The organism is Pseudomonas sp. Van50, from assembly GCF_055390755.1.
The window spans coordinates 5,129,972-5,143,800 of sequence record NZ_AP024343.1 but is presented as its reverse complement, the minus strand read 5'-3'; the positions used below and the strand labels follow the sequence as shown (position 1 = coordinate 5,143,800).

General features: G+C 60.9%; 12 protein-coding genes and 2 pseudogenes. 12 read left to right on the top strand and 2 right to left on the bottom strand.

Features of this window, described 5'->3' with window-relative positions:
- Positions 1–6: 6 nt before the first annotated feature.
- Positions 7–1,317, top strand: coding sequence for an MFS transporter (locus ACZ5M5_RS21810; RefSeq protein WP_060741253.1), 1,311 nt, complete (start codon positions 7–9; stop codon positions 1,315–1,317).
- A gap of 59 nt (positions 1,318–1,376) precedes the next feature.
- Positions 1,377–2,179, top strand: a pseudogene (locus ACZ5M5_RS21805) (IclR family transcriptional regulator).
- Positions 2,180–2,185: 6 nt separating this feature from the next.
- Here the strand turns inward: ACZ5M5_RS21805 and ACZ5M5_RS21800 are convergent.
- Positions 2,186–3,238 carry an NAD(P)-dependent alcohol dehydrogenase gene (locus ACZ5M5_RS21800; RefSeq protein WP_103307982.1) on the bottom strand — a complete coding sequence of 351 codons (1,053 nt, stop codon included), beginning with the start codon at positions 3,236–3,238 and terminating at the stop codon, positions 2,186–2,188.
- A 177-nt stretch (positions 3,239–3,415) separates the two neighbouring features.
- Between ACZ5M5_RS21800 and ACZ5M5_RS21795 the strand changes: the two are divergent.
- Positions 3,416–4,291 (top strand): annotated as a pseudogene (locus ACZ5M5_RS21795) (AraC family transcriptional regulator); the annotation flags it as partial.
- Positions 4,292–4,488: 197 nt separating this feature from the next.
- Here ACZ5M5_RS21795 and ACZ5M5_RS21790 read toward each other — a convergent pair.
- Positions 4,489–6,153 (bottom strand): electron transfer flavoprotein-ubiquinone oxidoreductase, encoded by a 1,665-nt coding sequence (locus ACZ5M5_RS21790; RefSeq protein ID WP_103307980.1) that lies wholly within the window; start codon positions 6,151–6,153, stop codon positions 4,489–4,491.
- Positions 6,154–6,697: 544 nt separating this feature from the next.
- Between ACZ5M5_RS21790 and ACZ5M5_RS21785 the strand changes: the two genes are divergently transcribed.
- From ACZ5M5_RS21785 to ACZ5M5_RS21745, 9 genes are all read left to right on the top strand, one after another.
- A complete protein-coding gene (locus ACZ5M5_RS21785; RefSeq protein ID WP_014339477.1) occupies positions 6,698–7,447 on the top strand; it encodes an electron transfer flavoprotein subunit beta/FixA family protein in 750 nt (249 codons plus the stop codon).
- Positions 7,448–7,449: 2 nt separating this feature from the next.
- The gene (locus ACZ5M5_RS21780) at positions 7,450–8,379 is read left to right on the top strand and encodes an electron transfer flavoprotein subunit alpha/FixB family protein (protein WP_464737988.1); all 930 of its coding nucleotides are present in this window, start codon (positions 7,450–7,452) and stop codon (positions 8,377–8,379) included.
- 92 nt (positions 8,380–8,471) lie between these two features.
- Complete coding sequence (locus ACZ5M5_RS21775) at positions 8,472–9,296, top strand: substrate-binding periplasmic protein (protein ID WP_464737987.1); 825 nt, start codon at positions 8,472–8,474, stop codon at positions 9,294–9,296.
- Positions 9,297–9,305: 9 nt separating this feature from the next.
- On the top strand, positions 9,306–9,665 hold the full coding sequence (locus ACZ5M5_RS21770) for a DUF4398 domain-containing protein (RefSeq protein WP_464737986.1): 360 nt from the start codon (positions 9,306–9,308) through the stop codon (positions 9,663–9,665).
- Positions 9,662–10,471 carry an OmpA family protein gene (locus tag ACZ5M5_RS21765; protein WP_464737985.1) on the top strand — a complete coding sequence of 270 codons (810 nt, stop codon included), beginning with the start codon at positions 9,662–9,664 and terminating at the stop codon, positions 10,469–10,471. Before ACZ5M5_RS21770 ends, ACZ5M5_RS21765 begins: the two co-directional genes overlap by 4 nt.
- Positions 10,472–10,671: 200 nt before the next feature.
- Positions 10,672–12,114, top strand: coding sequence for an aminotransferase-like domain-containing protein (locus ACZ5M5_RS21760; RefSeq protein ID WP_060741260.1), 1,443 nt, complete (start codon positions 10,672–10,674; stop codon positions 12,112–12,114).
- An 85-nt stretch (positions 12,115–12,199) separates the two neighbouring features.
- Positions 12,200–12,679, top strand: a complete 480-nt coding sequence (locus ACZ5M5_RS21755; protein WP_060743158.1) for a hypothetical protein — start codon at positions 12,200–12,202, stop codon at positions 12,677–12,679.
- 149 nt (positions 12,680–12,828) lie between these two features.
- Positions 12,829–13,083 carry a YkgJ family cysteine cluster protein gene (locus tag ACZ5M5_RS21750; protein ID WP_060741261.1) on the top strand — a complete coding sequence of 85 codons (255 nt, stop codon included), beginning with the start codon at positions 12,829–12,831 and terminating at the stop codon, positions 13,081–13,083.
- Positions 13,084–13,136: 53 nt separating this feature from the next.
- On the top strand, positions 13,137–13,745 hold the full coding sequence (locus tag ACZ5M5_RS21745) for an START domain-containing protein (RefSeq protein ID WP_060741262.1): 609 nt from the start codon (positions 13,137–13,139) through the stop codon (positions 13,743–13,745).
- The last annotated feature ends 84 nt before the right edge of the window (positions 13,746–13,829 follow it).

Here is a 13,829-nt window from a genome sequence, read left to right as displayed (position 1 = left end):
CCTCACATGCAAGCGCACACCCTGAGCGCGCAGGCGTCGTTGGTGACGCCCAGCCGCAAGCGTTTTTTCATCATGGTCCTGCTGTTCATCACCGTGGTGATCAATTACCTGGACCGCAGCAACCTCTCGATTGCCGCTCCCGCGCTGACCAGCGACCTGGGTATCGATCCAATCCATGTCGGGCTGATTTTCTCGGCGTTCGGCTGGACCTACGCCGCCATGCAGATTCCCGGTGGCTGGCTGGTGGACCGGGTGCCGCCGCGCATTCTCTATAGCGTGGCATTGCTGTTGTGGTCGGTGGCCACGGTGATGCTGGGGTTCGCCGCCAGCTTCATCGCGTTGTTCGTGCTGCGCATGGCGGTCGGAGCCCTGGAAGCACCGGCTTATCCGATCAACAGCCGTGTGGTGACCACCTGGTTTCCCGAGCGCGAGCGGGCCACGGCCATCGGTTTCTACACCTCCGGACAATTTGTCGGACTGGCCTTCCTGACGCCGGTATTGGCCTGGCTGCAACACGCCTTCGGCTGGCACATGGTGTTTGTCGCCACGGGCGCGGTGGGCATTCTCTGGGCGGTGATCTGGTACGCGGTGTATCGCGAGCCCCGGGATTTCAAAGGCGCCAATGCCGCTGAAATCGAGCTGATCCGCGAAGGCGGCGGGCTGGTGGATATCCAGGCCGATACCGCCAAGGTCAAGGCGAAATTCAGTTGGTCCGACCTGGGCATCGTCCTGACGCAACGCAAGTTGTGGGGCATTTACCTGGGGCAGTTCTGCCTCAACTCCACGCTGTGGTTTTTCCTGACGTGGTTCCCCACCTACCTGGTGAAGTATCGCGGCATGGACTTCATCAAGTCCGGCTTGCTGGCGTCGTTGCCGTTCCTCGCGGCGTTTGTCGGCGTGCTGTGCTCCGGGTTCTTCTCCGACTGGTTGATTCGTCGCGGCGCCACCGTGGGGTTCGCGCGCAAGCTGCCGATCATTGGCGGGTTGCTGATCTCGACCTCGATCATCGGCGCCAACTTTGTCGAGTCGACGCCACTGGTGATCGCTTTCCTGGCCCTGGCGTTCTTCGGCAATGGCCTGGCGTCGATCACCTGGTCGCTGGTGTCGACCCTGGCGCCGGCACGACTGCTCGGGTTGACCGGTGGGGTGTTCAACTTCATCGGTAACCTGGCGGCCATCGCCACGCCGATCGTGATTGGCTTCCTCGCCAGCGGCGATTCGTTCGCCCCGGCCATTACCTATATCTCGGTCCTGGCATTGGCTGGCGCGCTGTCCTACATCCTGCTGGTCGGGAAGGTCGAGCGCATCGAGTTGTAGTCCGACGGGGCGGGCGACCATAATGCCGCCCGTTCCCCGCTCACTGTTGAAGGCCGGCTATGCAGCAAGACGATCCAAAAATCACCAAGGACGCCGCACCAACAGGCACGCAGACATTGCTGCGTGGTCTGGGCGTAGTCCAGGCGGTCGCCAGCGGTGCCCGTGACTTGAAGGAAATCGCCCGGCTGATCGGCACCACCCGCAGCACCACCCATCGCCTGGCCAGTTGCCTGGTGGACGAACGTTACCTGCGCGTGGTGCCGCAAGTGGGTTACCTGCTGGGGCCGAAGTTGATCGAGTTGGGCTTCCAGGCCCGGGAAGAACTGCCACTGGTGAGCCTGGCGGGGCCGTACCTGGACGAGCTGTCGGCGTTGACCGGGGACACCGTTCACCTGGCGATTCGCGAGGGCGACGAAGTCTTGTACCTGCTGAAGAATCCGGGGCGTAACGGCCCGGAAATGCGCTCGCGCGTGGGCCATCGCATGCCGTTGGCACGCACCGGGATCGGCAAGGCGCTGATGCTCGATGACACTCAGGAACAATGGCAGCGGCTGTATGAAATCAGCCTGCCGGCGGGTGGGAAGCATCAGTTCTGGCCCCAGCATCAGGAGCAATCCTGGGAACAGTTCCAGCAACGGATGCTGGAGTACGTGGCGGGGGCTATGCCTTCGACCTGGAAGACAACGAACCGTCGATTCGCTGTGTGGCGGCGCCGATCCGTGATGCCGGCAAGCGCATCGTCGCCGGTATCAGCATCGCCAGCACTGTGCCGTACATGCCGCTGGAAAAGATGGCCGAGCTGATTCCCCTGGTCAAAGGGGTCACAGCCCGGCTGTCGGCGGAACTGGGCGCCAAGGTCTGACGAACGTCAGGCCTTGAGCGTCGCCATGTCGATGACGAAGCGGTACTTCACGTCCCCGGCGATCATGCGGCTGTAGGCCTCGTTGATCTGGCGGATGTCGAGCATTTCAATGTCGCAGCTGATGTTGTGTTCAGCGCAGAAGTCCAGCACTTCCTGGGTTTCGGCGATACCGCCGATCAACGAGCCGGCCAGGACGCGACGACCCATGATCAAGTTGGCCGCATGGACTGGTGGATCGATCGGCTCGACCAGGCCCACCAGGATGTGTACACCGTCGAACCGCAGGGTACTGAGGTAGGGGTTCAGGTCGTGCTGCACCGGAATGGTGTCCAGCAGGAAGTGGAAGCGTCCGGCCGCGGCGGCCATCTGCTCGGCGTCAGTGGACACGATCACATGGTCGGCGCCCTGGCGACGGGCTTCTTCGGCCTTGCTGGCCGAGCGGGTGAACAGTGTCACTTCTGCACCCATGGCCTTGGCGAACTTGATGCCCATGTGGCCGAGTCCGCCCATGCCGAGCACGCCGACCTTGTCGCCGGCCTTCACGCCGTAGTGCTTGAGCGGCGAGTAGGTGGTGATGCCCGCGCAGAGAATCGGCGCGGCACTGGCCGGGTCGAGTGCTGCCGGGATGCGCAGCACAAAATGCTCCTTGACCACGATGCTGTTGGAGTAACCGCCCATGGTGTGGCCGCCGCTGATGCGATCAGGGCTGGCGTAGGTCTGGGTCATGCCTTGGTAGCAGTATTGCTCCAGGTCGGCGTGACAGGCTTCGCACTCGCGGCAGGAGTCGACCATACAGCCAACGCCGACCAGATCGCCGACTTTATAGCGGGTGACGTCCGCGCCGACGGCGGTGACTTTGCCGATGATTTCATGGCCGGGCATCAGCGGGTAAACGGCGATGCCCCATTCATTGCGGGCCTGATGGATGTCGGAGTGACAGACGCCGCAGTAGAGAATGTCGATCGCCACATCGTCGGCTCGCGGGCTGCGACGTTCGAATTTCATGGGGGCGAGGGGAGTGGTGGCCGACTGGGCGGCATATCCGATGGCTGTGTACATGATGGACCTCGCTAAGCAGTGAACGGTAGGGTTCCATTGTGGGAGTACGGTCCGTGAACGGCGATGACGATTCCTACGGGTGTCATGCCTAATCCTCCGCCCTTGGCCGTGGATTGGTTCTATGTGACGCCAGACCTGCGATGATGTTCCCATCCATTTTTTCGTGAAGTTTTCATCATGTTGTTGACCCGCCATCTCGATGCCAACGCGGCGCTGGTTTCGCTGATCGAACCTCTGGCGACCCGTGACGGTTTTATCCCGACCTCGCTGCCTGGGGTACAAGTCCTGCGGTGCAGCGAGGACATCGCCCGTGGTCCGCAGCTCTACGAGCCAAGCCTGGTGATCATTGCCCAAGGCAGCAAGCTGGCTTACCTGGGACCGCGCACGCTGGAGTACGGCGCCGGGCACTACCTGATCCAGGCGCTGCCGGTGCCGTTCGAGTGCGAAACCTATGCCATGCCCGATGCTCCGTTGCTCGGGATTTCCGTGGCGATCGATCGGGCGATGCTGGGGGAACTGGTGCTGGCCATGGGGTTGACGCCGGGGCGAAGCCTGGCGGCGCAGACGCCTGAATCCATGACCAGCGCCGCGCTCGATGGTGCTATGCGAGGGTGTGTCGAGCGATTGTTGCACTGCTTGCACGACCCCTTGGAATGCCAGGTCATGGGCCAGGCACGACTGCGAGAATTGCTGTTCGTCGCCTTGCGCGGGCCTCAGGCCGACGTATTGCGAGCGTTGGTGGAGCAGCATGGGCAATTCGCTCGGATTGCCGCGGCGCTGAGCCATCTGCATGCGCATTTCACCGAGCCGCTGAACGTCGAGACACTGGCCAGTTGCGCGAACATGAGCGCATCGACCTTTCATGAGCATTTCAAGCGCAGCACGTTGTTGTCGCCGGTGCAGTACCTCAAGCGCTTGCGTTTGCTCAAGGCGCAGCGGCTGCTGCTCATCGACGGTATGGGTGTGGCCCAGGTGGCACATCAGGTGGGGTATCAGAGCCCGTCGCAGTTCAGTCGGGAGTACAAGCGCTACTTCGAACGCAACCCGGGGAAGAGCGCGCCGCCTGATCCTGCGATGTTTCCCTGTGGGAGCGAGCTTGCTCGCGATAGCGGTGTATCAGTCGACATCTGTGTTGAATGAGAAATCGCCATCGCGAGCAAGCTCGCTCCCACATTGGGTTGCGGTGCTCCTTGGATGGCAGGCAACAAAAAGGCCCCCATTGCGGGAGCCTCGATGTTCAGCGTGTCGGCTTACATGTTCGGGTAGGTCGGCCCGCCAGCGCCTTCCGGGGATACCCAGGTGATGTTCTGCGCAGGGTCCTTGATGTCACAGGTCTTGCAGTGCACGCAGTTCTGGGCGTTGATCTGGAAGCGTTTCTCGCCGTCTTCCTTGGTCACCACTTCGTACACGCCAGCCGGGCAGTAGCGCTGGGCCGGTTCGTCGTACAGCGGCAGGTTCTTGCCGATCGGGATGCTCGGGTCGGTCAGCTTCAGGTGGCAGGGCTGTTCTTCTTCATGGTTGGTACCGGAGATGAACACCGAGCTGAGTTTGTCGAAGCTGATCTTGCCGTCCGGTTTCGGGTAGTCGATCTTCTTGCAATCGGCCGCCAGCTTGAGGCAGGCATAGTCCGGCTTGTTGTCGTGCAGGGTGAACGGTATTTTGCCGCCGAAGATGTTCTGGTCGAGCCAGTTGAAACCACCGCCGACAATCGCGCCGTACTTGTGGATTGCTGCACCGAAGTTGCGACTGGCGAACAGTTCTTCGTACAGCCAACTGCTCTTGAAATTGTCGACGTAGGCGGTCAGTTCATCACCGCCTTCGGACTCGGCGAACAAGCGATCGGCCACGGCCTCGGCGGCGAGCATGCCGGATTTCATGGCGGTGTGGCTGCCCTTGATCTTGGCGAAGTTCAGGGTGCCGAGGTCGCAACCGATCAGCGCACCGCCCTTGAAGACCATTTTCGGCAACGAGTTCAGACCGCCCTTGCAGATGGCACGGGCGCCGTAGCTGACGCGCTTGCCGCCTTCCAGGTACTGCTTGAGCACCGGGTGATGCTTGAGGCGCTGGAACTCGTCGAACGGCGACAGGAAGGTGTTGCTGTAGGACAGGTCGATAATCAGGCCGACCACCACCTGGTTGTTTTCCAGGTGATAGAGGAAGGAACCGCCGGTGTTCTCGGTGCCCATGATGTCCAGCGGCCAACCAGCGGTGTGCACCACCAGGCCGGGTTGATGCTTGGCCGGGTCGATTTCCCAGATTTCCTTCAGGCCGATGCCGTAGTGCTGGGCATCGGCTTCGCTGTCCAGGTTGAAACGCTTGATCAACTGCTTGCCGATGTGACCACGGCAGCCTTCGGCGAACAGCGTGTATTTGCCGCGCAGTTCCATGCCAGGGGTGTAGAGGCCTTCCTTCGGGTGACCTTCACGGTCGACACCCAGGTCGCCGGTGATGATCCCGCGCACCACGCCGTTCTCGTCGAACAGCGCTTCCTGGGCGGCGAAGCCGGGGTAGATTTCCACGCCCAGGTTCTCGGCCTGCTGGGCCAGCCAGCGGCACAGGTTGCCCAGGGAAATAATATAGTTGCCTTCGTTGTGCATGGTCTTGGGCACAAAGAAGTCAGGGATTTTGCTCGCAGCCTCGGCGTTTCTCAGGACATAAATGTCATCGCGAACGACGGGCGTGTTCAACGGCGCGCCGAGTTCTTTCCAGTCCGGGAACAGTTCGTTCAGGGCGCGGGGCTCGAACACCGCGCCGGAGAGGATGTGCGCACCGACTTCGGAACCTTTTTCGACCACGCAGACGCTGATTTCCTTACCGGCTTCGGCGGCCTTCTGTTTCAGTCGGCAAGCGGCAGACAGGCCAGCGGGGCCGGCACCGACGATGACCACGTCGAATTCCATGTATTCGCGTTCCACAGGCTATCTCCTACTCAAGGCTCACAGTTTTTCTAATTGGAGGTTTGGCGTTGCATCCGTTGTTTCCTTCGCGAAAAGCGACGAAAGCGACAATGGATGAACCGTGGGTCTCTCTTAAGCGGCGCATTATATCTACACCACTCTCAGGGTCCAATACAAACGTTTGTTTGAAATTGCCGCAGCCCAGATAAATCACTGACGTACGGCTTATGACTGACCATTTTGCCGTATTGACCGGAATAGGTGTTCCGGTCAAGATACGGGCGGTTTTGCGCTCGCCGTAGGCTGACTGTTGGTTTCAAGAGCACCTCTAAAGACAGGGCGAAGGCAGCACAAAGTGACGTATTGCGCGGTTCCGAGGCGCAGTTTACACGCCGCGATAATGAATGACTCATCGGTCATCACTGACGAATGGTCTTCACTCCCGTGAGCAGGGTCATGTGTGGTTCATGCCGGCGTTTTTAGAGGTGCCCTTGCGCCCATGAGCATCAACCGCCAGGTTCGCCTAGGCGACTTTTTTTCACCGGAGAGTAACGAGGAATCCATGAAGGTTCTTGTAGCTGTCAAACGAGTGGTCGACTATAACGTCAAGGTTCGCGTCAAGGCGGACAACTCCGGCGTCGACCTCGCCAACGTCAAGATGTCGATGAACCCCTTCTGCGAAATCGCCGTGGAAGAAGCCGTACGCCTGAAAGAGAAAGGCGTGGCAACGGAAATCGTCGTCGTCTCCATCGGCCCGACCACCGCCCAGGAACAACTGCGCACCGCGCTGGCACTGGGTGCCGATCGCGCCATCCTCGTCGAATCCGCCGAAGACCTGACTTCCCTGGCCGTGGCCAAGCTGCTCAAGGCCGTTGTCGACAAGGAACAGCCATCGCTGGTGATCCTCGGCAAGCAAGCCATCGACAGCGACAACAACCAGACCGGCCAGATGCTCGCGGCATTGAGCGGCTACGGTCAGGGGACCTTCGCGTCCAAAGTCGAAGTGTCCGGCGACAGCGTTGCCGTGACTCGCGAGATCGACGGCGGCGCGCAGACGGTTTCCCTGAAACTGCCGGCCATCGTCACCACCGACCTGCGTTTGAACGAGCCGCGTTATGCGTCGTTGCCAAACATCATGAAAGCCAAGAAGAAGCCGCTTGAAGTGCTGACGCCTGACGCTTTGGGCGTTTCCACCGCCTCCACCAACAAGACCCTCAAAGTCGAAGCGCCGGCTGCACGCAGCGCGGGCATCAAGGTCAAGTCGGTGGCTGAACTGGTCGAGAAACTGAAAAACGAAGCGAAGGTAATCTAAACATGACTATCTTGGTAATCGCCGAACACGATAACAAGGCGCTGGCTCCGGCCACGCTGAACACCGTTGCCGCTGCCGCCAAAATCGGTGGCGATGTGCACGTCCTGGTGGCCGGGCAGGGCGCAAGCGCCGTTGCCGAAGCCGCTGCGAAAATCGCTGGCGTGGCAAAAGTGCTGTCGGCCGACAACGCCGCCTACGCACACCAGTTGCCGGAGAACATCGCGCCGCTGGTAGCCGAGTTGGGCAAGGGCTACAGCCACATCCTGGCAGCCGCCACTTCCAACGGCAAAAACATCCTGCCACGCGTTGCCGCTGCGCTGGACGTCGACCAGATCTCCGAGATCATCTCGGTCGAAAGCGCCGACACCTTCAAGCGTCCGATCTACGCCGGTAACGCCATTGCCACCGTGCAATCGAACGCATCGGTCAAGGTCATCACCGTCCGCGCCACCGGTTTCGACCCGGTTGCCGCCGAAGGTGGCTCGGCTGCCATCGAAGCTGTTGCTGCTGCCCACGACGCTGGGATCTCCAGCTTCGTTGGTGAGGAGCTGGCCAAGTCCGATCGTCCTGAACTGACCGCTGCCAAGATCGTCGTTTCCGGCGGCCGTGGCATGCAGAACGGCGACAACTTCAAGCACCTGTACGCCCTGGCCGACAAGCTGGGTGCTGCCGTCGGTGCTTCCCGCGCCGCGGTCGACGCCGGTTTCGTGCCCAACGACATGCAGGTCGGCCAGACCGGCAAGATCGTTGCCCCCCAGCTGTACATCGCCGTCGGTATCTCCGGCGCGATCCAGCACCTGGCCGGCATGAAAGACTCCAAGGTGATCGTTGCGATCAACAAGGACGAAGAAGCGCCGATCTTCCAGGTGGCTGACTATGGCCTGGTGGCGGACTTGTTCGAAGCCATCCCTGAGCTGGAGAAGCTGGTCTAATCCGGCGTCTTCACTTATAAAGAGCCCGGCCCTTTGGCCGGGCTTTTTATTTTTCGCACTGATTGTTTTCGCTGCAAGGGGAGCGTATCGCCATGGATCTGCGTCGTTTGACCGGCTGGTCGTTGCTGTGGGCGTTGGCGATCATGCCGGGCCTGTCTGTCGCCGCCGGCAAATGTGAACGCCTGATCGCCACCGGCAGCCCGGACGCACCGCCTTACCTCTGGCAAGACCCTCAGGACCCCAAGCACCTGATCGGCGCTGGCGCAGACCTGCTGGCGCAAGTGGCAGGCGAACTGGGGATCAAGATCGAGCTGCTTTACGCGGGCAAGCGCGCCCAGGCACTGGATGAAGTGCGCAGTGGGCGCATGGACCTGCTCACCGATGCGCCACTGACCAGCACGGGGCTTGAAGCGTTGGACTACGTCCACCCGCCATTGCTGGAAAACGATTATCTGGTCTGGACCCGCAAGGATTCGACACTGGTCATCAACCAGCCCGAAGACCTCCAAGGACATCCCGGGGCCCTGTCGGAAAAGGCGCGTATGACCCAGGGATTTGGCGTTTTTGCCGAGCAGAAATTGGCCTTGCTGCGCACACCCAACCTGACCCAGGCCTTTCAGAAACTGCTGCTGGGAGAGGTGGAATATGTCCTGGCGGGTCGCTATTCGGGCCTGGCGATGGCGCAGACCCTGGGCATGGCCAACGATCTGCAAGCCGCACCGCAACCGGTGGACAAACCCGGGCTGTTCCTCGCGGTTTCCCATAACTCCGCCTGCAATGACCCATGGTTACGCGGACAGCTGGCGCAAAAGATGACAGAATTGGCCGCGTCCGGTCTGACGGAGGCTGTGTTGCAGCGCAATCTCGAGCGCTGGAAAACACAGTTGCAGCCGCCTGTCAGTGCCCCAAAACAGTAGGGAACATTAGTGACTATTCGACCTCTTTTCGCTGCCCTGGCCGTTCTGGCTCTGGCGGGCTGCGCAGCCGATCCGGCGCCGAATGAACAGATCCGCCTGACCGAACAGGCACTGGAACAGGCCCGGGCCGTTGGCGCCACCGCCGACGAAGTGCCCGAATTGAAACTGGCTGAAGAAAAATTCGCTCGCGCCAAATCCAACATGGCCGACGAATCCTACAAGAAGGCGCGCCTGCGGGCCGAACAGGCTGAACTCGACGCCCGCCTGGCCGAAGCGAAGGTGCTGACCCTCAAGAGCCAGGAGCAACTGAACGTGCTCGACACCCGCATCAAGCGCTTGCGCAAACAGCTGAGGGAGGATGCCCAATGACGCACTCCCACGTATTGGGCGGTCTGGTCCTCGCCGGCCTGGCCAGCTTGTATGGCTGTGCCGGCCAACGCAGCGAAGCGGCGCTCGAGCAGGCCAGCACCGATTTCCAGAAGGTCAAGGAAGACGCCAACGTATTGCGTGCCGCGCCCCGGGACGTGATCCGCGCCGGTGAATCCCTGGCCCGTGCCGATCGCTTGTCCAGCTATTGGGGCAGCGGCGAGGATGTGCAGCATTACGCTTACCTGAGCCAGCGCTACAGTGCGATCGCCCGGGAGCACAGCAATCAGGTGCTCAACGAAGAGCGCGCGGCGAAGCTCGAACTGGAGCGCCAGCGCCTGCAGCTGGCCCTGCGCGAATCCAAGTTGCTGAGTGTGCAGCAGCAGGGCAAGTGGCTCGAAGAACAGATCATGGCGATGGCGACCACCCAGACCGATCGCGGCCTGGTGATGACCCTGGGCGACGTGCTGTTCGACACTGGCGAAGCGGAACTGAAGAATTCGGCCAACCGGGTGGTGCTCAAGATTGTGCAGTTCTTGCAGCTCAATCCCAAGCGCGTGGTGCGTATCGAGGGGTACACCGACAGCACGGGCGGCAAGCAGGAAAACCTCAAGCTGTCTCGCGACCGCGCGCAAGCTGTCGCGGATGTGCTGGTGGACCTGGGGATTGATGAAAAGCGCATCCAGGTCGAAGGCTACGGTGATGAGTACCCGGTGGACGTCAACGCTTCCGAGCGGGGCCGGGCCCAGAACCGTCGCGTTGAAATTGTGTTCTCCGACGAAAAAGGCCAGCTCGGCGCCGCCCGCTAAGGGTTGCGTCACTGGAAAACCCGGCCCCTGTAGCAGGCGCCGGGTTTTTTTAGCCCTGCAATCGATGCAGGATGAGTACAGTTAGAGCTGTCACTCCACTGTACTGTCGAGTAATCTGGCAACTGTCCCAGTACACTTCTAAACTGTTCCGGTATCGTTTCCGACAAGAATAAAATGCCCGTGAAATCGAGTGCTGCGTCATGACCAACCTCCTGCTCTATCAACGTATTGCGCAACAGCTGGCTGAAGACATCCGGCGCGGTGTGTATCAGCCCGGTGAACGCGTGCCTTCGGTGCGCAAGATGAGCTCGCAGCTCAACGTCAGCCACGCCACGGTGTTGCAGGCCTACGCGAACCTTGAAGACCAGGGGCTGATTCGCGCACGGCCGCAATCGGGCTACTACGTGCACCAGACACCGGCCCTGACCGCACCGACGCCGGACATTGCCCGGGTAGAGCGCCCGGGGTTGGTGACGCGCAGCAGCATCATCCAGCAGGTCTTGGTCGAGTCGCGCCGCGAAGGGGTGTTTCCCCTGGGCGCGGCGGTGCCGAGTGTCGACTACCTGCCTGTCCGGGCCCTGCATCAGCAGTTGGCCAAGGTCACGCGTTTCCACAGCCCACGGGCGTTCAGCTACATGTTCAGCCCGGGCTTCGAGCCTTTGCGGCGCCAAGTGGCGATCCGCATGCGCGATGCCGGTGTCGTGGTGGACCCTTCCGAGGTGGTGATCACCCACGGTTGCGTCGATGCGCTGCAGATGTCCTTGCGGGTGCTGACGCGGCCGGGGGACCTGATCGCCGCCGAGTCGCCGACCTATTACGGCTTGCTGCAACTGGCGGATCTGCTGGGCCTCAAGGTCATCGAGATCCCCAGCGATCCGGTCACCGGCATGAGCCTGGAGGCCTTGCAGTTGGCGGCCAACCAGTGGTCGATCAAGGCGCTGGTACTGACCACGCGCCTGAGCAATCCCCTCGGCGGCACCATGCCCGAGGAGCGGCAAAAGCAACTGCTGCGCCTGGCGTCGGACTTCGACATCCAGGTCGTCGAGGACGATATCTATGGCGAGCTGATGTTCGAGCAGGGGCGCACCAAGGCCCTCAAGGCCTACGATCGGCTGGACCGGGTCATCTACTGTTCGAGTTTTTCCAAGACGTTGTCGCCGGGTGTGCGCATCGGTTGGATGATCGCGGGGAAATTCCAGCAGGAAATCCAGCGGCTCCAGACCTTCAGCACTCACTCGGCGTGCAGCGTTACGCAGATGGGCATTGCCGCGTACCTGGAAAACGGTGGCTATGACCGGCACCTGCGCTATATCCGCCAGGAGTATCGCAAGAACCTCAGCGCCTTTCAGCTGGCGGTGCAACAGCACTTCCCCGAAGGCACGCAAATGAGCCGTCCCAACGGCGGTTTCATCCTGTGGGTCAGCCTGCCGGGACGGGTCAATACCCAGGAGTTGCATGTGCGGGCGTTGCAACAAGGCATCAGTATCGCGCCAGGGCTGATTTTCAGTAACACCGAGCAGTTCAACCACTGCATTCGCTTGAACTGCGGTACCCCCTGGAACCGTGAGGCAGAGCGGGCCTTGATGACGCTGGGGTTGTTGGCGACTCAATTGTGCCAAGAAACGGCCAACGGGTTTCTATAGGAATCAGCGGCTTAGCTTGATGTGCTTGTCAGCGCCTCATTATCAGGCGAGCATGGGCTTTTCTGCCGTCAGTGCCGTTGTGTCTATGAGAGCCAATGTTCCTGTTGCCTGGGTTTTGATCGGCCTGTTCAGTGTCTTCCAAATGGGAGGCGTCGTCGTGGCGGCTCCGGCGCAGGAAAAACCGGCCGTCAGTGCCACGAAGAATGCGCCGAAAAAAACCGCAGTGGCCAAGAAGCCGTCCGCTAAAAAGGCGGTTGCGGCGAAGAAAAAAAAGCGTGCGCCCATTGCTTCCAAAAGCAAATCAGCCCACGAGGTCGCCAAGACTCCATTGCCGCCGGCCAAGCTGGACCTCAGCCTGCCCCACGACATGGTCGAGCAACTGCAGCCACCGGGTAAGGTAGCGCCGCCCAAGCGCGAACCGCTCTTGCCGTCAATGTTCGGAGAGAAACCCGGACCGTTCCAGCTCAATGGCCGGTTGTTGAGCAATGAAATGCAACTGCCGCTGCGCAATCAGGAGCGCAACGAGGTGGAAGGCGCAGCGCTGGATTTTGAATTCAAGCAGTAAGCCTTCCATAGGGCATGCAGCTCGTCGCTGACCATTCGGTCATTTGGCCAACGGCAAAAAAACACGCAGACGGTAATTTAAAACGAGTGTTTTAGCCGTTACTCTGTCTTCTGTTACTCATCATTACCCGCCGCGAGGATGTTGTCGTCATGAAGTGCCGTGAAGGCTGTGGCGCCTGTTGCATCGCCCCTTCCATCAGCTCACCTATCCCTGGCATGCCCCAAGGCAAACCGGCGGGAGAACGTTGTGTGCAGCTGTCGGTCGATAACCTGTGCCGGATCTTCGGCCAGCCGGAGCGTCCGGCGGTGTGCTCGGCGTTCGAAGCCGACATCGAGGTGTGCGGCGGCAGCCGTGAAGAGGCCATCCGCTTGATCGGTTGGTGGGAGCAAGTCACGGCAGCGTAATGGGTCAATGAACAGATCCGAAATGAACGAACTTGGACAATAAGGAAAAAACTATGGGTTCGCTGCATCGTATGGCTGTGTTGTGTGGGTTGACCGTGTTGCTGGCGACGGCCACCGCCCAGGCAGAGGACTGGCAGGTTGCCAAGGAGAAGGAGGGTATCAAGGTTTCCCTCAGTGAAGTGGCGGGCTCCAAGTACAAGGCCTATCGCGGCGTGACGGTGATGAAAACCACCATGGCCAAGCTGCGGGCCCTGCAGGAAGACGTTCCCGGCGCCTGCGCCTGGATTCATGAGTGCAAGAGCCAGAAACTGCTCAAGCACGAAGGCGACAAGAGCTGGACTTATACCCAGTTCAATACGCCCTGGCCGGTGACGCCCCGGGACTCGGTGCTGGAAGTTACCACCGAGGAGGGGGCCGACGGCAGCCTGACCCGCAAGCTCAAGGGCGTGCCGACATACCAGCCTGAGGAGCAAGGTTTCGTACGGGTGGCCCAGGTCGACGGCTTCTGGAAATTCACGCCAAAGGGTGCGGACCAGATTGAGGTCGTTTATCAGGTCCACACCGAACCGGGTGGTGACGTGCCGTCCTGGCTGGCGAACAAGTTCGTGGTGGATGCGCCGTTCAACACCCTCAAGGCCCTGAAGGAACGCGCCGAAAAGTGATCGGCCAAGGCTGCACAAGAGAGACCGCCTCCGAGGCGGTCTTTTCATGTGTGCCGTCCAAGCACCCAGCGGAACGATTGTCCG